21 protein-coding genes are annotated in these 19,361 nt (G+C 62.9%); 17 read left to right on the top strand and 4 right to left on the bottom strand.

The window, feature by feature from the left end:
- Positions 1-2: 2 nt before the first annotated feature.
- The 9 genes from infA to dsbD all read left to right on the top strand — a co-directional run bounded on the left by infA (position 3) and on the right by dsbD (position 6,335).
- On the top strand, positions 3-221 hold the full coding sequence (infA, locus tag ACO550_RS35505; RefSeq protein WP_010812378.1) for a translation initiation factor IF-1: 219 nt from the start codon (positions 3-5) through the stop codon (positions 219-221).
- A 31-nt stretch (positions 222-252) separates the two neighbouring features.
- A complete protein-coding gene (gene rpmJ, locus ACO550_RS35500; protein ID WP_008642959.1) occupies positions 253-369 on the top strand; it encodes a 50S ribosomal protein L36 in 117 nt (38 codons plus the stop codon).
- Between the two features lie 19 nt (positions 370-388).
- Positions 389-754, top strand: coding sequence for a 30S ribosomal protein S13 (gene rpsM, locus ACO550_RS35495; RefSeq protein WP_315598142.1), 366 nt, complete (start codon positions 389-391; stop codon positions 752-754).
- Positions 755-778: 24 nt separating this feature from the next.
- Positions 779-1,180 (top strand): 30S ribosomal protein S11, encoded by a 402-nt coding sequence (gene rpsK / locus ACO550_RS35490; protein WP_130393144.1) that lies wholly within the window; start codon positions 779-781, stop codon positions 1,178-1,180.
- 292 nt (positions 1,181-1,472) lie between these two features.
- Entirely contained in the window at positions 1,473-2,096 is a 624-nt protein-coding gene (gene rpsD, locus ACO550_RS35485) for a 30S ribosomal protein S4 (RefSeq protein WP_315598141.1), read from the top strand.
- Between the two features lie 175 nt (positions 2,097-2,271).
- Positions 2,272-3,252: a DNA-directed RNA polymerase subunit alpha gene (locus ACO550_RS35480; RefSeq protein WP_061956534.1), complete on the top strand. Its 981-nt coding sequence runs from the start codon at positions 2,272-2,274 to the stop codon at positions 3,250-3,252.
- Between the two features lie 178 nt (positions 3,253-3,430).
- Positions 3,431-3,826 (top strand): 50S ribosomal protein L17, encoded by a 396-nt coding sequence (gene rplQ / locus ACO550_RS35475; protein ID WP_315598140.1) that lies wholly within the window; start codon positions 3,431-3,433, stop codon positions 3,824-3,826.
- A 110-nt stretch (positions 3,827-3,936) separates the two neighbouring features.
- On the top strand, positions 3,937-4,317 hold the full coding sequence (gene cutA / locus ACO550_RS35470) for a divalent cation tolerance protein CutA (RefSeq protein WP_315598139.1): 381 nt from the start codon (positions 3,937-3,939) through the stop codon (positions 4,315-4,317).
- 125 nt (positions 4,318-4,442) lie between these two features.
- Complete coding sequence (gene dsbD / locus ACO550_RS35465) at positions 4,443-6,335, top strand: protein-disulfide reductase DsbD (protein ID WP_315598138.1); 1,893 nt, start codon at positions 4,443-4,445, stop codon at positions 6,333-6,335.
- A gap of 20 nt (positions 6,336-6,355) precedes the next feature.
- Here the strand turns inward: dsbD and ACO550_RS35460 are convergent, their stop codons facing one another.
- The 3 genes from ACO550_RS35460 to yihA form a co-directional block, all read right to left on the bottom strand.
- The gene (locus ACO550_RS35460) at positions 6,356-7,609 is read right to left on the bottom strand and encodes a CorA family divalent cation transporter (RefSeq protein WP_315598137.1); all 1,254 of its coding nucleotides are present in this window, start codon (positions 7,607-7,609) and stop codon (positions 6,356-6,358) included.
- 11 nt (positions 7,610-7,620) lie between these two features.
- A complete protein-coding gene (hemB, locus tag ACO550_RS35455; protein WP_315598136.1) occupies positions 7,621-8,613 on the bottom strand; it encodes a porphobilinogen synthase in 993 nt (330 codons plus the stop codon).
- Between the two features lie 309 nt (positions 8,614-8,922).
- Positions 8,923-9,597, bottom strand: a complete 675-nt coding sequence (yihA, locus tag ACO550_RS35450; protein WP_315598135.1) for a ribosome biogenesis GTP-binding protein YihA/YsxC — start codon at positions 9,595-9,597, stop codon at positions 8,923-8,925.
- 338 nt (positions 9,598-9,935) lie between these two features.
- Here yihA and ACO550_RS35445 point away from each other — a divergent pair, with 338 nt between their 5' ends.
- The 3 genes from ACO550_RS35445 to ccsB all read left to right on the top strand — a co-directional run bounded on the left by ACO550_RS35445 (position 9,936) and on the right by ccsB (position 14,397).
- The gene (locus ACO550_RS35445; protein ID WP_315598134.1) at positions 9,936-10,598 is read left to right on the top strand and encodes a c-type cytochrome; all 663 of its coding nucleotides are present in this window, start codon (positions 9,936-9,938) and stop codon (positions 10,596-10,598) included.
- Between the two features lie 226 nt (positions 10,599-10,824).
- Positions 10,825-13,077 carry a cytochrome c biogenesis ResB family protein gene (locus ACO550_RS35440; RefSeq protein ID WP_315598133.1) on the top strand — a complete coding sequence of 751 codons (2,253 nt, stop codon included), beginning with the start codon at positions 10,825-10,827 and terminating at the stop codon, positions 13,075-13,077.
- A 96-nt stretch (positions 13,078-13,173) separates the two neighbouring features.
- Positions 13,174-14,397 carry a c-type cytochrome biogenesis protein CcsB gene (gene ccsB / locus ACO550_RS35435; RefSeq protein WP_315598132.1) on the top strand — a complete coding sequence of 408 codons (1,224 nt, stop codon included), beginning with the start codon at positions 13,174-13,176 and terminating at the stop codon, positions 14,395-14,397.
- A 64-nt stretch (positions 14,398-14,461) separates the two neighbouring features.
- On the opposite strand, the gene ACO550_RS35430 is transcribed toward ccsB, so the two are convergent.
- A complete protein-coding gene (locus ACO550_RS35430; RefSeq protein WP_315598131.1) occupies positions 14,462-15,112 on the bottom strand; it encodes a DUF1120 domain-containing protein in 651 nt (216 codons plus the stop codon).
- A 509-nt stretch (positions 15,113-15,621) separates the two neighbouring features.
- Between ACO550_RS35430 and ACO550_RS35425 the strand changes: the two genes are divergently transcribed.
- From ACO550_RS35425 to msrQ, 5 genes are all read left to right on the top strand, one after another.
- Positions 15,622-16,050: a hypothetical protein gene (locus ACO550_RS35425; RefSeq protein ID WP_315598130.1), complete on the top strand. Its 429-nt coding sequence runs from the start codon at positions 15,622-15,624 to the stop codon at positions 16,048-16,050.
- A 29-nt stretch (positions 16,051-16,079) separates the two neighbouring features.
- Positions 16,080-16,613: an RNA polymerase sigma factor gene (locus tag ACO550_RS35420; RefSeq protein ID WP_315598129.1), complete on the top strand. Its 534-nt coding sequence runs from the start codon at positions 16,080-16,082 to the stop codon at positions 16,611-16,613.
- A complete protein-coding gene (locus ACO550_RS35415; protein WP_315598153.1) occupies positions 16,613-17,443 on the top strand; it encodes an anti-sigma factor in 831 nt (276 codons plus the stop codon). The genes ACO550_RS35420 and ACO550_RS35415 overlap by 1 nt, the downstream gene beginning before the upstream one ends.
- A 105-nt stretch (positions 17,444-17,548) precedes the next feature.
- A complete protein-coding gene (msrP, locus tag ACO550_RS35410; protein WP_315598128.1) occupies positions 17,549-18,559 on the top strand; it encodes a protein-methionine-sulfoxide reductase catalytic subunit MsrP in 1,011 nt (336 codons plus the stop codon).
- Positions 18,559-19,209 carry a protein-methionine-sulfoxide reductase heme-binding subunit MsrQ gene (msrQ, locus tag ACO550_RS35405; RefSeq protein WP_315598127.1) on the top strand — a complete coding sequence of 217 codons (651 nt, stop codon included), beginning with the start codon at positions 18,559-18,561 and terminating at the stop codon, positions 19,207-19,209. Before msrP ends, msrQ begins: the two co-directional genes overlap by 1 nt.
- Positions 19,210-19,361: the final 152 nt, after the last annotated feature.

Here is a 19,361-nt window from a genome sequence, read left to right as displayed (position 1 = left end):
GTATGGCAAAAGACGACGTCATCCAGATGCAGGGGGAGGTCCTGGAAAATCTCCCCAACGCGACGTTCCGCGTCAAGCTTGAAAACGGCCACGTAGTACTGGGCCATATCTCAGGCAAGATGCGAATGAACTACATCCGGATTCTTCCGGGTGACAAGGTGACGGTTGAGCTGACTCCATATGATTTGTCGCGCGCACGTATCGTCTTCCGGACGAAGTGAAGCGAACAGGAATTGAAGGAAGAGGAAAATCATGAAAGTGCTGGCTTCTGTTAAGCGCATTTGCCGCAACTGCAAAATCATCAAGCGCAACGGTGTCGTGCGCGTGATCTGCTCGTCGGATCCCCGCCACAAGCAACGCCAAGGCTAATCGGAAAGAGGATTGACGAATGGCACGTATCGCAGGGGTTAACATCCCGAACCACAAGCATACCGAAATCGGCCTGACCGCCATTTACGGTATCGGCCGCTCGCGCGCCCGCAAGATTTGCGAGGCCACCGGTGTAGCGTTTGACAAGAAGGTCAAGGATCTGACCGACGGCGACCTTGAAAAGCTTCGTGACGAAGTGGGCAAGGTCACGGTCGAGGGTGACCTGCGTCGTGAAACCACGATGAACATCAAGCGTCTGATGGACCTTGGTTGCTATCGTGGCATGCGTCACCGCAAGGGCCTGCCGCTCCGTGGTCAGCGTACCCGCACCAACGCACGTACTCGCAAGGGTCCGCGTAAGGCCGGCGTGGCACTGAAGAAGTAAAGCCGAAGGCATAGGAAGAAACGAATGGCAAAAGGTCCGAATAACGCCGCCCAGCGCGCGCGTAAGAAGGTCAAGAAGAACGTTGCCGACGGCATCGCGCACGTCCACGCTTCGTTCAACAACACCATCATCACCATCACCGATCGCCAGGGCAACGCCCTGTCGTGGGCAACCGCCGGTGGCCAGGGCTTCAAGGGTTCGCGTAAGTCGACCCCGTTTGCTGCCCAGGTTGCTGCCGAGAACGCCGGCCGTGTGGCGCAAGACCAGGGTATCAAGAACCTGGAAGTGCGCATCAAGGGCCCGGGTCCCGGCCGTGAATCGGCTGTCCGTGCACTGAACGCACTGGGCATCAAGATTGCCATCATCGAAGACGTGACGCCGGTTCCGCACAACGGCTGCCGTCCGCCGAAGCGCCGCCGTATCTAAGCGCCAGGCTTACCGGGGATGCGGTTGGGGTTTTACCCCGGTCCCTGGGATGTGGTAGTATCGCGCGTTGACCTGCTGCAATTCATTGCGGCAGGTTTTCGTTTTGCGCCCGCGCAATGAGTCCTGCCGTTACGGCGGTGAGCTCGGTGAGGGCGATATTGTCATGCTTTTGCGTTACCTCCGTGCGGCTCGGCCGCTGCGGATGAAGAACCATAAGCCCACCGTCCGTCACAACTGGTGACGGACTCGCGGCGCGTCCTGATGGCGTCGCGATCGATCAAAGGAAGATAAAGTGGCACGTTATACCGGCCCGAAGGCCAAACTTTCCCGCCGCGAAGGCACAGATCTGTTCCTGAAGAGCGCCCGTCGCTCGCTGGCTGACAAGTGCAAGCTGGACAGCAAGCCTGGTCAACACGGCCGCACCTCGGGTGCCCGTACGTCGGACTACGGCAACCAGCTGCGCGAAAAGCAGAAGGTCAAGCGCATCTACGGTGTGCTCGAGCGCCAGTTCCGCCGCTACTTCGCCGAAGCCGATCGCCGCAAGGGCAACACCGGTGAAAAGCTGCTGCAACTGCTCGAGTCGCGTCTCGACAACGTCGTGTACCGCATGGGCTTTGGTTCGACCCGCGCTGAAGCGCGTCAGCTGGTTTCGCACAAGGCGATCCTGGTGAACGGTCAAGCCCTGAACGTGCCGTCGGCCCAGATCAAGGCTGGTGACGTTGTGTCGATCCGCGAACAGTCGAAGAAGCAGGTTCGTATCGCCGAAGCGCTCTCGCTGGCCGAGCAGTCGGGCTTCCCGACCTGGGTGAACGTTGATTCGAAGAAGTTCGAAGGCACGTTCAAGCAAGCTCCGGATCGCGCCGATATCGCTGGCGACATCAACGAAAGCCTGATCGTCGAATTGTATTCGCGTTAATCGCGGATCGGGATTCGAACGATTCAGCGCTTGCCTTTCGTACAAGGCTACGCTTTCAGCCCGGCGCGCTTTGCGGCGCGCCGGGCTTATTGCCCATCGTGCGATGGGCTTTCTCAGGTTCCAAACGTCAGCCTTATCGGTGTAACGAGCCGAGGGTATTGAAAAGGACTACCTAATGCAAACAGCACTCCTCAAGCCAAAAATCATCGCCGTAGAACCGCTGGGCGACCACCACGCCAAAGTCGTGATGGAGCCGTTTGAGCGCGGTTACGGGCATACGCTTGGTAACGCCCTGCGTCGGGTACTGCTGTCGTCGATGGTCGGCTATGCCCCGACCGAAGTCACGATCGCTGGGGTCGTCCACGAGTATTCCACCATCGACGGCGTGCAGGAAGACGTCGTTAACCTGCTCCTCAACCTGAAGGGCGTGGTGTTCAAGCTGCACAACCGTGATGAAGTCACGGTGTCGCTGCGCAAGGATGGCGAAGGCGTGGTCACGGCTGCCGACATCGAGCTGCCGCACGACGTCGAGATCATCAATCCGGGTCACGTGATTGCCCACCTGTCCGCAGGCGGCAAGCTCGACATGCAGATCAAGGTCGAGCAAGGCCGTGGTTATGTGCCGGGCAACGTGCGCAAGTTTGGCGACGAAGCTGGCAAGGTAATCGGCCGCATCGTGCTGGACGCCTCGTTCTCGCCGGTCCGCCGCGTGTCGTACGCAGTGGAATCGGCTCGTGTGGAACAGCGTACCGACCTGGACAAGCTGGTGATGAACATCGAAACCGACGGCGTGATCTCGCCGGAGGAAGCGATTCGCCAGTCGGCCCGCATCCTGGTGGACCAACTGTCGGTGTTCGCCGCACTGGAAGGCACTGAATCGGCTGCTGAAGCTGCTTCGAGCCGCGCACCGCAGATCGATCCGATCCTGCTGCGTCCGGTGGACGATCTGGAACTGACGGTGCGTTCGGCCAACTGCCTGAAGGCCGAAAACATCTACTACATCGGCGACCTGATCCAGCGTACCGAGAACGAACTGCTCAAGACCCCGAACCTGGGTCGCAAGTCGCTCAACGAGATCAAGGAAGTCCTGGCTTCGCGTGGCCTGACCCTCGGCATGAAGCTCGAGAACTGGCCGCCCGCAGGTCTGGAGAAGTAATTGACGGTGCGGGGTTGCGGCAACGCGGCCCCGCATGTCATTAGTGCCAACGGCAATCTCGCCCTGGCATCGAAGCACTACCGGCCCGCGCCGTTGCCTGTATTGCGGACGAATTCGCCGCAGTTGCAGCAGTTGCGATAGAAGAGCTGGTCAAACACTGTAATCGAAAGGAATCATCATGCGTCACCGTCATGGTTTGCGGAAACTGAACCGCACCTCGTCGCACCGTCTCGCGATGCTGCGCAACATGTCCAACTCGCTGTTCCAGCACGAGCTGATCAAGACCACCCTGCCCAAGGCCAAGGAACTGCGCAAGGTTGTCGAGCCCCTCATCACGCTGGCCAAGAAGGACACCGTTGCCAACCGCCGTCTGGCATTTGCCCGTCTGCGCGACCGCGACATGGTTACGAAGCTGTTCAACGAACTGGGCCCGCGCTACGCCACCCGTCCGGGCGGCTACACCCGCATCCTGAAGTTCGGCTTCCGTCAGGGCGACAATGCGCCGATGGCGCTGGTCGAGCTGGTGGATCGTCCGGAAATCACCGAAGCCCCGGCCGAAGAAGCCGCGGAATAAGTGATGACCGCGCCCGTCCTCGCTGACGGGTGAGCGGACACCGCACTACAATCGAGCCAGGCTAATGCCTGGCTCTTTTGTTTTGTGCCCTCATCCACTCATCATCACTCATGACTGCTTCACAACCAACGCATGGCGGAGCGCAGCCCGAATTCGCGGATGCGGTCTGGATGGCCATGACCAACCTGCCTGACGAAGCCTCTGCCGCCCGGGTTGCGCGGCGCGTGCTCGAGGCGCGGGTGGCGGCCTGCGTGAACCGCCTGGCGCCTTGCCAGTCGGAGTACTGGTGGCAAGGGCAGTTGGAGCAGGCGCAGGAGTGGCCGTTGCTGATCAAGACCACACAGCGGCATTATGCGGCGCTGGAAGCGTTGATCCGGGCCGAGCACCCTTACGACGTGCCAGAACTCGTTGCGTGGCCTCTGACGGCCGGATTGCCAGCCTATCTGGGCTGGGTACGCGACGAAACCACAGGGGCGGCAGCCAAGCCCTGAAGTACAACAAGCATCGGAACATCCTTATGGGAACGACGGCGGGAACAACGGCAGGCAGCATCGGCGCGGCATGGAAAAATGGTGACGCAAACGGCAATTGCGTGCGTTCGGGTGTGCAAACAGGTATGCGACATATAGCCGCATTCGTACTGGCCGTCCTCGCCTGTCTTTTCGTGTGGAGCGGTGCACACGCCGCCACCGAGGACGACTTCCTGCCGCCCGAACAGGCGTTCCGCTTTGCCGCGAAGCAGGTCGATCCGACCACCATTGAAGTCCGCTTCGACGTAGCCGACGGCTACTACCTCTATCGCGAGCGATTTGCGTTTGCGGCCCAGCCTGAAGGCGTCCGGCTTGGAAAGCCCGCGATGCCGCAAGGCAAGGTCCACTTTGACGAAACGTTCGGCAAGGACATGGAAACCTACCGGGGCGCCATCGTGGTCCGGATCCCGGTCGAGCAAGCGCCCGCCGATGGGCGATGGACGCTGGTAGTGACCTCGCAAGGCTGCGCGGACAAGGGACTGTGCTACCCGCCGATGGAAAGCCTGTACAAGGTGGGTGGGTCCGCGCTTGGCAACCTGTTCGGTGACCGCGGCGCGTCGGCCAAATCAAGCCCTGCGGTACCTCAGGCCGGCAATGCCGCCGAACAGTCTCCCGCCAACGAATCGCCGCGGGCAACGGGCGCGCGCGTGGTGCAGGGCGACGACAACGACCGGATTGCCGGCGCGCTTGCCAGCCGCAACCTGGCCCTGATCGCGGGCCTGTTCTTCGGATTGGGACTGTTGCTGACGTTCACGCCATGTGTGCTGCCGATGGTGCCGATTCTGTCGTCGATCGTGGTGGGCGAGCATGTGACGCGTGGTCGCGCTTTCATGGTGTCGCTGGCCTATGTGCTCGGCATGGCCGTGGTTTATACGGCGGTGGGGGTTGCCGCCGGGCTGGCCGGCGAGGGCCTGTCGGCGGCGCTCCAGACGCCTTGGGTGCTGGGCGTGTTTGCGCTGTTGATGGTCGCGCTGTCGTTGTCGATGTTCGGTCTCTACGAGCTGCAACTGCCGCAGCGCTGGCAGACGCGCCTGACCGAGTCGTCCAATCGCCGGCGCAGCGGGCAGATGGTGGGCGCGGCGGCGATGGGTGCGATTTCAGCCTTGATCGTCGGACCTTGTGTAACCGCACCGCTTGCCGGTGCGCTGGCGTATATCGCCCAGACCGGCGATGCACTGACCGGCGGCGCGGCGCTGTTGGCGATGTCACTCGGCATGGGCATGCCACTGCTGCTGGTGGGCGTTGGGGCCGGTAATTTGCTGCCGCGTGCCGGCAAGTGGATGGAGGCCACCAAGCGCTTCTTCGGCTTTGTGTTGCTGGGTGTGGCGATCTGGATGGTGACGCCGGTGCTGCCGGCCTGGATCGTGATGCTGGCGTGGGCGGCGTTGCTGGTGGTAGCGGCCGTGTACCTGGGCGCTTTCGATGCGCTGGGTCCGGATCCGCGCGGACTGATGCGGCTAGGCAAGGGTCTGGGCCTGCTTGCCGCGCTGGCCGGCGCGATCCAGATCGTTGGTGTGGCATCGGGCGGACGAGATCCGCTGCAGCCGTTGTCGCATCTCGGCAGCTTGTCCTTGGCCCCGGGCGCGCAGGCCGGCAAGGAAGCCGTGCGCTTCGAGCGCGTGCGCAGCGTGGCGGAACTCGATGCGCGTGTAGCGCAGGCCGCCGCAGCCGGACGGCCGGTATTGCTCGATTTCTATGCGGATTGGTGCGTCAGCTGCAAGGAGATGGAAAAGCTGACGTTTCCCGATGCCAAGGTACGGGCGCGACTGAGCAATGTGGTCCTGCTACAGGCCGATGTCACCGCCAACAATGCCGACGACAAGGCGCTGTTGAAGCGCTTTGGCCTGTTTGGACCGCCGGGCATCATCCTGTTTGGCGCGGATGGCCGTGAGCGTCCGGTAAGGGTGATCGGCTACCAGTCGGCGAACCGGTTCCTGGATAGTCTGGAGCGCGCATTCGGCAAGGCGCCGCAGACCTGAACCGGGTACCGGGGACGCAGTCAGCGATCGAGCCAGCGTCCCAGGCCCCAGATGCCGCCGATCGTGGCGACCACGGCGCCCATCAGCCCGATCGACCACCAGAAACCGTTTGGCTCCTGCAGCCACGGCATGCGGGTGAAGTTCATGCCGAATACACCGGTGATCAGTGTGAGCGGCATGAACAGCGCGGTAATGATGGTCAGCGCGCGCATGGTCCGGTTGGTACGGTGCGCGACGGCGGAGAAATGGATCTGTACCGCCGATTCGATCGAGTCTTCCAACCGCCGTGCGTGGGCGAGCACGCGCAGGATGTGCTCCATCAGGTCGGTCAGGCGTACCAGCAGTACTTCGTCGCGACTGGCCGCCGCAGTGTCGCCATCCTCATCGGTGCTGTAGCGATTGTCGAGCAGGCTGTCGCGGAATTCCTGCAAGGCGTCGCGTTGCTCTTCACTAAGATGCTCGAGCCGACGCAGCTGGATCCGCGCATCGAGCAGCCCTTCCCAACTCGAAAAACTCTGCCTCGAACTCAACAAAGCGCGTTGCCATCGGTCGAGCTGCCGGGTCAGCGGTGCTCGCAGGTCCAGATAGCGGTCAACCATCGCGTTCAGCAGCCGCAGCATCAGGTCTTCCGGCCGCGTCGGCGGGCGTACCCCGTGCAATAGCGACGTAGCACCATTGGCGCGCGGGGCTGCGGTACGTGGCGCGCCGCAGGTATCGAGCAGCCGCTGCCGTACCTGATCGATCGTGCGGGACGGCGATGGGCGTACGGTGACCAGCACATTGTCGAACACGAAGAACGCCACCGGCTGGGTGTCGATGCGTGCCAGCGCGGGAAGGAAGCCTGGCGCGTACTTGCGGGCTGCCTTGCGTGGCGCCGGCATTGACGGTGGTGCCGGCGGTGCTGGCTGTGCCGATGGTGTCGGCGGCGCGGGCGGCTCGCCGCTGGTGGCCGCATGCGCGGCCTCGGCTTCCGCAAACTGCCGGCTCGTTTCAAACGTGAGCTTGCGGAAGATCACCATATCGTACGCATTGGTCGTATCGAAGAACGACGGATGCGCGGGATTGGTGGCGTCGGCCAGATGCAGGTCCAGGATCGGCGCGCCGGTCAGCGCGGCCAGGCTGTCACGCCACGCGCCGGGCGCGGGCGTGACTTCGTCGGTACCGAAGTCGGCCCACACGAAGCGGGCCGCCGCGTTTTCCGCGAGGAATTCCCGCGCAGCATCCAGCGTCGCGAGCGGGTGAACCTGGCTGGCCGAGAAGCCGAGCAGTTGCATGCGGTGCGTGCTCAGGCCTGCAGCAGGCGAGCAGCGTCGCGCGCGAAGTAGGTAAGGATGCCATCCGCGCCGGCACGGCGGAATGCCAGCAGCGATTCCATCATCACCTTGTCGTGGTCGAGCCAGCCGTTCTGAGCCGCGGCCTTGAGCATCGCGTACTCGCCGCTGACCTGGTAGACATAGGTGGGAAAGCGGAACTCGTCCTTCACGCGGCGCACGATGTCCAGATAGGGCATGCCGGGCTTCACCATGACCATGTCGGCGCCTTCCATGATGTCCTGCGCCACTTCACGCAAGGCTTCATCGGTGTTCGACGGGTCCATCTGGTAGGTCATCTTGTTGCCCTTGCCCAGGTTGGCCGCCGAGCCCACCGCATCGCGGAACGGGCCGTAGAAGGCCGATGCGTACTTGGCCGAGTACGCCATGATGCGCGTATGGATGTGGCCGGCATCTTCCAGCGCGGCGCGCACGGCGCCGATGCGGCCATCCATCATGTCCGATGGCGCCACGATGTCGACCCCGGATTCCGCCTGCACCAACGCCTGCTTGACGAGGATCTCGACCGTGATGTCGTTGATGACGTACCCGTTGTCGTCCAGCACGCCATCCTGGCCGTGGCTCGTGTACGGGTCCAGCGCCACGTCGGTCAGCACGCCGAGTTCGGGGAAGCGATCCTTCAGCGCGCGCACCGCGCGCGGCACCAGGCCTTCGGGGTTGGTGGCCTCGATGCCGTCTGGCGTCTTGATGGCCGGGTCGATGACCGGGAACAGTGCGATCACCGGAATGCCAAGCTTCACGCAGTCTTCGGCAATCGGCATCAGCAGGTCCACCGACACGCGCTCCACGCCAGGCATCGACGCCACCACTTCGCGCTGGTTCTGGCCTTCCAGGATGAATACCGGGTAGATCAGGTTGTCGGGCGTCAGGCGATTTTCGCGCATCATGCGGCGCGAGAAATCGTCACGACGCATGCGGCGGGGACGGTACTCGGGGAACGTGGACATGGCTTGAATCGGGAGGGAGAAAAGTCGTGGACAAATGAGCGGCGCGCGTCACCGCGATGATCGTTGGTCGACCCGGCGATCGAAGACGACCACCATGCGCCGAAAGAAAAGCGAACTTTTGTACGTGCCCGCTATCATACTCGCGGATACCTTGTGTTGCTTCGCGCAGCGCGGTGTCCCCCGCTACTCCTCCCTGAGCGGGTACCCGCCCTGAACCGGTGGGAAAGTTCGTCCCCGTTGCTTGCAACGGGGCTTTTTTTTGTGCGCCCGGCTGGGCGCACTCACATCCGGTTGGCGGAGAAAGCGTACCTAGCCCTGCGAGGTGCCCGGCGCTTCGGCCGGAGGCTGCGCCTCGGGCAGCGCCAGCCAGCCGGCCACCACACGTTGCGCTTCCTCGATCCCGCGTCGCTTCAGGCTCGAGAACAGCTGCGCGGTCATCGGCGGCGGGTTCTCCATCTGGCTCGCGTACTCGGCCAGCATCCGCTTGGTCTCGCGCAGTGCCAGCGCGTTGTCGCTGTTGGTGAGCTTGTCGGCCTTGGTCAGCAACACGTGGATCGGCTTGCCGGTGGGCAGGAACCACTCGACCATCTGGCAATCGAGGTCGGTGAATGGCCGGCGCGCGTCCATCATCAGGATCAGGCCCATCAGCTGCTGGCGGGTCTGCACGTAGTCGGACAACAGGCCTTGCCAGTGGAACTTGGCACTGCCGGAAACCTCGGCGTACCCGTAGCCGGGCAGGTCCACCAGGAAGGCGATCGGATCGGGCGCCTTGACCGGGGCCACGTTGAAGTAATTGATGTGTTGCGTGCGACCAGGCGTGCGCGACGAAAACGCCAGGCGCTTCTGGTTGCAGAGCGTGTTGATGGCCGTCGACTTGCCGGCGTTGGAGCGGCCGGCGAACGCCACCTCGGGCACGGCCGTGGCGGGCAGGTCGCGCAGATGGTTGACGGTGATAAAGAAGCGGGCCTGATGTAGGAGAGACATGCGCAAATGCGTTGAAGTGGGCAGACGCGTAAGCAGACTGCGGGGCACTGGCAGGGGGCCAGTGCCGACGTCGCCACAGAGACTGACCTAAGTCAATCCGGAAAGCGATTTATTGTACAATAACCCGGTTTACGGTCTCCTGAGCGGGTGACGTGTGGCATCCTTGCCGGATGTCATCGGCGATATCCTAAAACTGGTCGGGTTCATTGTCCCCGATCAAATCCGGATGTCGCGCATACCCGTTGCAGGCTCCTGCCCCCAAGGCGCTTCCTCACCGCCGGGCAGGGGATAACCGGCATGCATTACGGTGTTCATAACAATTCTGACAAGGTGTAAGAATGAACCGCATTGCGAAACTTTTGGGTGTCATGGCGCTGGCTGTTCCGCTGGGTGCAATGACAGGGCTGGCATCTGCCGCAGAGCAGGCCGCCGCCGCGAAGGCTGATCCCGCCAAGGGCGAGACGCTCTATACGCAAGGCGTACCCGATCGCAATGTCCCTGCATGCTTCTCATGCCACGGCACCGCCGGCAACAGTAGCGCCGCCGCCAATCCGAAGCTGGCGGGCCAGCAGGCCGATTACGTGCACAAGCAACTGGTCGATTTCAAGGCCAAGTCGCGCGACAACGCAATCATGTCACTTTATGCCGGCGCATTGAGCGACCAGGACATGAAGGACATCGGCGCCTATCTGGCCAAGCAGCAGCTCAAGCCTGCCACGGCCAAGAACAAGGATACGATCGAGCAGGGCCAGAAGATCTACCGTGCAGGTATTGCCGCCAAGGGCGTGCCGGCCTGCGCAGCCTGTCACGGTCCGACCGGCGCCGGGATTCCGGCACAGTATCCGCGCATTGGAGGTCAGTATTCCGAGTACACCGAAGCGCAACTGGTGGCGTTCCGCCAGGGCACCCGCAAGAACAATTCGGTCATGAGCACCATTACCGCCAGGATGTCGGACGCCGAGATCAAGGCGGTGGCGGACTACGTTGCTGGCGTTCGGTAAGCTGTCGCCAGCATCAGTCAGCTCGTAGCTCTGGCCCGCGCGTCCGGACATTCCCGCAGGGGATGAACCGGCGGCACGGGCGACAATCGAAGAGGGTGGCCTGCTTGCCAAAGCATGTCCACCCTTTTTCATTTCCGGCACCACGGCATGGCGTCACACCGGCGTGCAACACTCGCGCCAGGATTAGCGCCCAACCGGCCTTCAGGCTTTACCGCATTTACCGCACATGTCGACCCCCTCCACTTCAGGGCTGCACCTGAAGACACATCACCGCGTGCTGCGCGAAGCCGTCGAGCTGCTGTCGTCGATGCGCTTCGCCATCACGCTGCTCACGGTGATTGCCATCGCCAGCATCATCGGCACCGTGCTCAAGCAGAACGAGCCATATCCGAACTATGTCAATCAGTTCGGGCCGTTCTGGGCGGACCTGTTCCATGCGCTGTCCCTGCAGAAGGTGTATGGCTCGTGGTGGTTCCTGCTGATCCTCGCGTTCCTGGTGATCTCCACCTCGTTGTGTATTTCACGCAACGGTCCGAAGATGATTATCGAGATGCGTTCGTGGAAGGACCACGTGCGCGAGCGCAGCCTGCGTGCGTTCCATCACCGCGGGGAATACGACGCACCGCGCGCACGGGCCGAGTCCGTCGGACGGTTGGGTGCGCTGCTGCGCAACCGTGGCTACCGCATCAAGCCCGTGGAGCATGAGGGCGCCACGTTGCTGGCCGCCAAGGCCGGTGCGGCCAACAAGCTGGGCTATATCCTCGCGCATACCGCCATCGTCGTGATCTGCATTGGCGGATTGCTCGATGGCGACATGCTGATCCGCGCGCAGATGTGGTTCGGTGGCAAGTCTCCAATCGACGGCAATGCCATCATCAGCGAAATCCCCGCCAAGCATCGCCTGTCCCCAGGTAACCCCGGATTTCGCGGCAACGCATTCGTACCGGAAGGCGCCACCGTATCGACGGCCATCCTGAATGTGGCCGACGGCGCGCTGGTGCAGGACCTGCCGTTCACGATCATGCTCAAGAAGTTCAAGGTCGATTACTACTCGACCGGCATGCCGAAGCTGTTTGCGTCCGACGTGGTGGTGACCGATCGTGCCACGGGCAAGCAGACCGAGGCGACAATCAAGGTCAACGAGCCGCTGATCGTCGATGGCGTAGCCATCTACCAGTCGAGTTTCGAGGATGGTGGCTCGCGGCTGAAGTTCGTTGGCTATCCCATGGCCGGCAGTGCGCACGGCACCTTCCCGATCGCGGGGACGGTGGGTGGCAATGTCCAACTGAGCGGCACCGGCACCGCTGCCGACCAGGACAACCTGACCATCGAGTTCAGCGACTTCCGGCAGATCAACGTGGAAACGGTGACCGATGCATCGGGCAAGGCCGACGTGCGTGGCGTGGCCCGGAAGTCGTCACTGGGTACGACGTTGGGAACGCTCGAGCAGCATCTTGGCGCCGCCGCGAGCGTGGACAAGGACAAGAACCTGCGCAACGTGGGTCCGTCCGTCCAGTACAAGCTGCGCGACCGCAATGGCCAGGCGCGCGAGTTCAACAACTACATGCTGCCGGTGCAACTCGACGGCCAGACCGTGTTCCTGGCCGGCATGCGTGATTCCCCGAGCGAACCGTTCCGCTACCTGCGCATTCCCGCCGACGACCAGCACAGCGTGGCCGACTGGATGCGCCTGCGTGCGGCCCTGCAGAACAGTGCGTTGCGTGGCGAGGCCGCGCGGCGCTTTGCAGAGATCTCGATGCCCGGCGCCGACAAGGATGCGCTGCGCAAGCAACTGGCCGAAAGCGCGTTGCGCGCGATGGACCTGTTTGCGGGCGCCACGCGTGCGTCTGCCGATGGCCCGCCTGGAGGCTTTACCGCGATTGCTGCGTTCCTCGAGAAATCGGTCCCGCAGAGCGAGCAGCAGAAGGCAGCCGACGTGCTGCTGAAGATCCTGAATGGCTCGATGTGGGAATTGTGGCAACTGGCGCGTGAGCAGGACAAGTTGCCCGTGGTCCCGAACGATGCCAAGAGCGGTGTGTTCCTGCAACAGGCCATCAATGCCTTGTCGGATGGTTTCTTCTACGCGGCGCCGGTGTTCCTGCAGCTCGATGACTTCCAGGAGGTCAAGGCAAGCGTGTTCCAGATGACCCGTGCGCCGGGCAAGAACATCGTGTATCTTGGCTGCTTGCTGCTGGTACTGGGCGTATTTGCGATGTTCTACATCCGCGAACGCCGGGTCTGGATCTGGATCAGGGACGCAGACGCCGCCAGGGACCGCAGCCATGTGCTGATGGCGATGTCGACGCAGCGCCGCACGATGGATTTCGAGAAGGAATTCACGGCCTTGCGCGACGATATCGGGCGCGCGCTGGGCGCGGAAGTGATCGCCCCGCCTACCGGACCGGCAGCGCCAATGGCGCACCCGGCACCGCAATCGGGTGCATCAGTGCCCGATGATAAAAGCGGGTCATCGCTATAGTACAAAGTCAGCGCATACCGGCCGCGCGCATGCGCCGGCCGTGCCAGCCGACACAGCAAATACAACAGGTGCATCACACCGCAGCGCAGGAATGCCATGTCCTCCAATCTGAACCACGCCACTCCAGGCTTGACGCCGCGACATACTGTCGCAGCCAACGATGCGCCAAATGACGCGGCCCATCTTGATGCCGACTATCTCGAACCTTCGTTCCTGCGCCGGCTGAGCTGGGTCGATTGGGCATTCGCGGTACTGCTGGCGGTCGGCGCGGGGTTTGCGCTGATGCAGTATGGCCACTGGATGAATGTGTACGACAAGGCCGTGCTGATTGCGGCGGTGCCCACGTTTGCATTGCTGGGCTGGCACTGGAAGCCCGTGCGGCCGCTGATGGTCGGCATCACGGTCCTGTCGCTGTTTGCGATCCAGCTATATCAAGGCAATCTGGCGCGCGCGGAGCAGGCATTCTTCCTCAAGTACTTCCTGTCGAGCCAGTCCGCCATTTTGTGGATGAGCGCTCTGGTGTTCCTGTCCACACTGTTCTATTGGGTCGGGTTTGCCTCGCGCTCGGCAACCGGATCGAGCATCGGCAGCAAGCTTTGCTGGGCAGCCGTGGTACTCGGCTTTACGGGCATGATGGTGCGTTGGTACGAGTCCTACCTGATTGGCGCGGACATCGGCCACATTCCAATTTCGAACCTCTATGAGGTATTCGTCCTCTTTACGCTGATCACTTCATTGTTCTACCTGTACTACGAACGCCGCTACGCCACGCGCGCGCTGGGGCCGTTCGTGATGCTCGTGGTGTCCGCCGCGGTCGGCTTCCTGCTGTGGTACACGGTGAGCCGCAATGCGCAGGAGATCCAGCCGCTGGTGCCGGCGCTGCAAAGCTGGTGGATGAAGATTCACGTGCCGGCAAACTTCATCGGCTACGGTACGTTTGCGCTGGCAGCGATGGTGTCGGTCGCGTATCTGCTCAAGCAGCGCGGCATCCTGGCGGAACGCCTGCCGTCGCTGGAACTGCTCGACGACGTCATGTACAAGGCGATCGCGGTCGGCTTCGCGTTTTTCACGATCGCCACGATCCTGGGCGCGTTGTGGGCGGCCGAAGCCTGGGGCGGCTACTGGAGCTGGGACCCGAAGGAAACCTGGGCACTGATTGTCTGGCTCAACTATGCGGCATGGTTGCATATGCGCCTGATGAAGGGGCTGCGCGGCACGGTAGCGGCGTGGTGGGCACTGGTCGGCTTGCTGGTAACGACCTTTGCGTTCCTTGGTGTGAACATGTTCCTGTCGGGCCTGCACAGCTACGGCGAACTCTGAAAGCGCATGATCCGAACGTGAAAAAGGCCTGTCCACACGACAGGCCTTTTTACTTGTTGCGTGCTCAGAGATAGACCAGCGAGATGGTCGCCAGGCCGTCCAATGGCACGACATCGGTCAGCGAGGGCATGTTCTGCTTGCCGATCAGCATCGGTCGCACCGCTAGCGGCACCACCACGCTCCTGTAAGCCAACGGCACGGTGCCGGCGGCCGACCACGACAGCAGGTATCCGCTGCGGGCGGAGACCTGTGGATAGTCGAGGTTCATCTGCAGCCACGAGTTACTGCGCGTGTACTCGATGGTGCCCACATCGTCGCCATTGGCCGTCACACTGTCGGAAGTCCGCACGAGCTGGAATGCGCCGAGCGGTTTGCCATCGATTTCCCCGAGCCCAAACCAGGCTTCTGACGACAGCGTCGGATCCCCTTCGCTACCGGCACGGTTGTCACCAAATGCCAGTGCCGTCACTGTCGGCGCATCGCAGGAAATCGTTACTGAAAGCGGCATGTACGGAAGCGGCGTCAATGCCGTGTCGCTGAGCGCTCCGGCGGGAATGGTGCCGTAGTCGATGGTGGCTGGCGACAGAGAAATCGCACATGCGCTCGGAAGAATGGTGCCGCTGATGTAGAGGTCCGAGGATTCGGCTGCGTTGGCGCTCAACGCGATAGCTAACGACAAGGCCGCGGCGAGCGCGGCTCGGTTGTGGGGGCGCATGACAAGACTCCTGATGCGGTGTTTCTTGTTTTCGTCGGTCTGCGATGCGCGATGGGCTCTTTGGTAGCCAATCAGCGGAATTGCAGCGCCCGACCTCCCAACATTAGGTCCATCAGGGACTGGTTCGAATGGCGATTTACCTAGATTGCCGAACTGCCAATGTCGATGCGCGTGTGCCGACCTGCCATGGCCGACGTGGCAACGTTTAATGCCCATTTCATTACCCCTCGTTTACGCGTTGGGGTCGTGTCCGACCAGACCTCGGATATTTCCGGTCTCTTGTTGTCTGATTCGACGTCAGTCCACGCCCCTTGAGTGAACTTCCTTGTGATTTTTGGACAGACTACGCGCGTGTTGCCGCGTCAGGCATCGTCGATGACTTAAAAGGCGCTTTTGAGCGATTGAGCCACTTTTTTTTGATGCGTTCGGAATAAACACGTCACATCGGGTGTTTACTGGGAGTGAACGGCGCCGACTGTCGGTACCGCCCCGGAGAAGGAGACTCAAAGATGGCTAATCGTCACACCGCTGTATCCGCGCTTCGTCCGATCGCCCTGGCACTTGGCGCTGCAACTGTCCTGCTGGCTGGCTGTTCCGGAATGGGAATGGGCGGAGGCGGAGGAGACATGCCACCGACTGTGAAGGTCACGGGTGGCGTGCTGACCGATCCGCAAGGGCTGACGCTTTACACGTTCGACCGCGATCCCGCCAACGGCGGCAAGAGCGTCTGCAATGGCATGTGCGCCACCAACTGGCCGCCACTGCTGGCGGAGCCGGGCAAGACCGCATCGGGCAAATACTCGGTCATTACGCGCGATGACGGTACGCGCCAGTACGCCTACAACGGCATGCCGCTGTATCGCTTTGCAAAGGATGCCAAACCGGGCGACAAGAGCGGTGACAACCTCAACAATGTCTGGCACGTAGCCAAGCCCTGATCGTTCCGGGAACCGAGCGCACGGCAATCATGGAAGGGTTCGAGCGCCAGTTGGTAGCGCTGGCGCCGCGTCTGCGGCGCCATGCGCGCGGCCTGACCGGCGACACCGCGCTGGCTGACGATCTGGTGCAGGACACGCTCGAGCGTGCCCTGCGCTATCGCTGGCGCTTCCGCCTGCGCCCGGGCGCATTCTGGGGCGATGGTGCCGACGGCCTGCTGCCCTGGTTGCTGACGCTGATGCACCGGCTACGCCTCAATGCCTTGCGCAAGGTTGATCTTGTGATGTCGACCGACGATCCTCCCGATGTGGCCGCACCCGCGACAGATCCCGGCTTGCGCCGCGACCTGCTGCAGGCGCTCGGCGCATTGCCGGAGGCGCAGCGAGCCGTGTTGCTGCTGGTCAGCCTGGAGCAGTTTTCCTATGCGGAAGCCGCCCAGGTGCTGGAGGTGCCAATCGGCACCGTGATGTCCCGGCTGGCGCGAGCGCGTGAACACATGCGCCGCCTGCTGGATGGCGGTGCGAAGGACGTTGCCGCGCCCGCCGCGCTGCAACGGGTCAAATGATGAGCCTCCCTACTCCCGTGAGCGAAGCGGACCTCCATGCCTATGCGGATGGTCATCTGCATGGCCCGCGCCGTGCGGAGGTCGAGGCTTTTCTCGCTGCGGACCCGGATGCCGGGCGCAGGGTCGAGGCATGGCGGCAGCAGGCCGCTGCGCTGCATGGCGCGCTCGATGGCGTGCTGAATGAAGCCGTGCCGCTGGCAGCGCTGCCGCGCGAGTTGCACGGACCTCGCGATCGCTCAGTCATCTGGCGGCCGGCCTGGCCGCTGGCGCTGGCCGCCAGCGTGTGCGCGTTGTTGGTGGGCGGCGCCGGAGGCTGGTACGCGCATGATCGTCTTGGTGGCGAAGTCGCCGCGGCGCCACCGGTGGAGCGCTTTGCGCGTGAGGCGCTGGCCAGCCACGTGGTCTATGCCCCCGAGGTGCGGCACGTAGTGGAAGTGCCGGCCAGCGACGAGGCACATCTGATTGCCTGGCTGTCGAAGCGGCTTGGTGCACCGCTGCAGGTACCCGACCTTCATGCGCAGGGCTTCCGTCTGATTGGCGGGCGCCTGGGCGCATCGGAGGGCGGCCCGATGGCCATCCTGATGTACGAAAGCGATGACGGCACGCGGCTGTCGCTGCAACTGCGCCGCATGGCGCAGGGCACGCCCGATACCGCGTTCCGGCTCGAACGCATGCCGCCGGCGAATCCGGTGCGCTCGTCCGCCGGGCGCGCTGCGATGGCGTTCTACTGGGTGGACCACGACCTTGGCTTTGCGCTGGCGGGCCCGTTGGAGCGGGAGCGCTTGCTGGCGCTGGCGCAGGCGGTCTACCAGCAATACCAGCGGGGGTAGCGGCGCGTCGATGCGATTGCCCTACACCCATGCACCTATGCACCCATGCACTTTTGCCCGGCATTGGCGGTCCAATGCTGCAAGACATGCCCAACGCGGTGAATCATGCTGATCCCTTCTCCCAAATGGCTACGTGGCGATGACATCGCCGCATCCGATATCACGCCGCAAGCGGTGTACCTGTCACGCCGGCGCCTGTTGGCGCTTGCCGGTGCCGGTACCGCGGGCAGCCTGCTGTCACCGTGGGCCGCCCGGCAGGCCATGGCGCAGGAAGCCCCTGGCAAGCTGGCGAAGCTGCCGGCCACGCCGAACAACGCGTTCGTCGTGACGGAAAAGCGCACGCCGTATGCGGATGTCACGACCTACAACAACTTCTACGAGTTCGGCACCGACAAGTCCGATCCCGCGCGCAATGCGGGCACGCTGCGGCCGCGTCCGTGGCAGGTGGCTGTGGAAGGCTTGGTCAAGCAGCCCAAGGTCTACGATCTCGACGAACTGATGAAGCTCGCGCCGATGGAAGAGCGCGTCTATCGTCTGCGCTGCGTTGAAGGCTGGTCGATGGTCATTCCGTGGATCGGCTACCCGCTGGCCGAGCTGATCAAGCGGCTCGAACCGCAGCCCGGTGCCAGGTACGTGCAATTCATCACGCTGGCCGACAAGAAGCAGATGCCAGGCATCGGCAGCCGCGTGCTCGACTGGCCGTATAGCGAAGGGCTGCGTCTCGACGAGGCAATGCATCCGCTGGCGCTGCTGACGTTCGGCCTCTATGGCGAGGTGCTGCCGAACCAGAATGGCGCGCCGGTACGAATGGTGCTGCCGTGGAAGTACGGCTTCAAGAGCGCCAAGTCGATCGTGAAGATCCGCTTTGTCGACAAGCAGCCGCCAACCAGTTGGAATATTGCCGCACCCAGCGAGTATGGCTTCTACTCCAACGTGAATCCCGACGTCGACCATCCGCGCTGGAGCCAGGCGACCGAGCGTCGCATTGGCGAGGACAAGGGCGGTGGCGGATTCTCCGCGCTGTTTGCGCCCAAGCGCAAGACGCTGCCATTCAATGGCTATGGCGCGCAGGTGGCATCGCTTTACCAGGGCATGGACCTGAGGAAGAACTTCTGATGGCGGAGCGCGAGCTGCCGGCGGCAAGCGCGCGGACAACCGTGCCGGTCATGCTCGCGCCGGTCCACGTGCGGCGCTTGAAAATCATCGTATGGTTGCTTGCGCTGCTGCCATTCCTGCGCTTGCTCTATCTCGGATCGACCTCGCAGTTCGGCGCAAATCCGCTGGAATTCGTGACCCGGTCCACCGGTACCTGGACGTTGGTCATGCTGTGCGTGACGCTGGCCATTACGCCGCTGCGCCGCATTACCGGCTGGCACTGGCTGCTACGCCTGCGCCGCATGCTCGGGCTGTTCACGTTCTTCTACGCCGTGCAGCATTTCCTGCTCTGGCTGGCCGTGGACCGCGGCTTCGACGTGGCCTACATGATCAAGGACATTGGCAAGCGACCGTTCATAACCGTGGGGTTTGCCGCGTTCGTGCTGATGGTGCCGCTGGCGCTTACCTCGGCCAACGTGATGGTGCGCTGGATCGGCGGCAAGCGCTGGCAGGCCCTGCATCGCGCGATCTATGCGATTGCCGTGCTGGCAATCCTGCACTACTGGTGGCACAAGGCCGGCAAGAACGATTTCGGCGAAGTATCGATCTACGCCGCAGTGGTGTTCGTGCTGCTGGGGATGCGGGTATGGTGGTGGGGCAGGGGACGCTGATTGCGCTGGTGTTCTCCCCTCGCCCGCATGGCGGGAGAGGGGCCGGGGGAGAGGGCGGGCGGTTCAAATAGCGCCGAGTGGCAAGCAGAGCCGCTTACCCTCTCCCCCAACCCCTTGTATGTCGCACAATTCGATCTGGATGCATTAGATCG

This window comes from Cupriavidus sp. (assembly GCF_057315035.1).
This window is presented reverse-complemented; position numbering and strand designations above follow the sequence as displayed.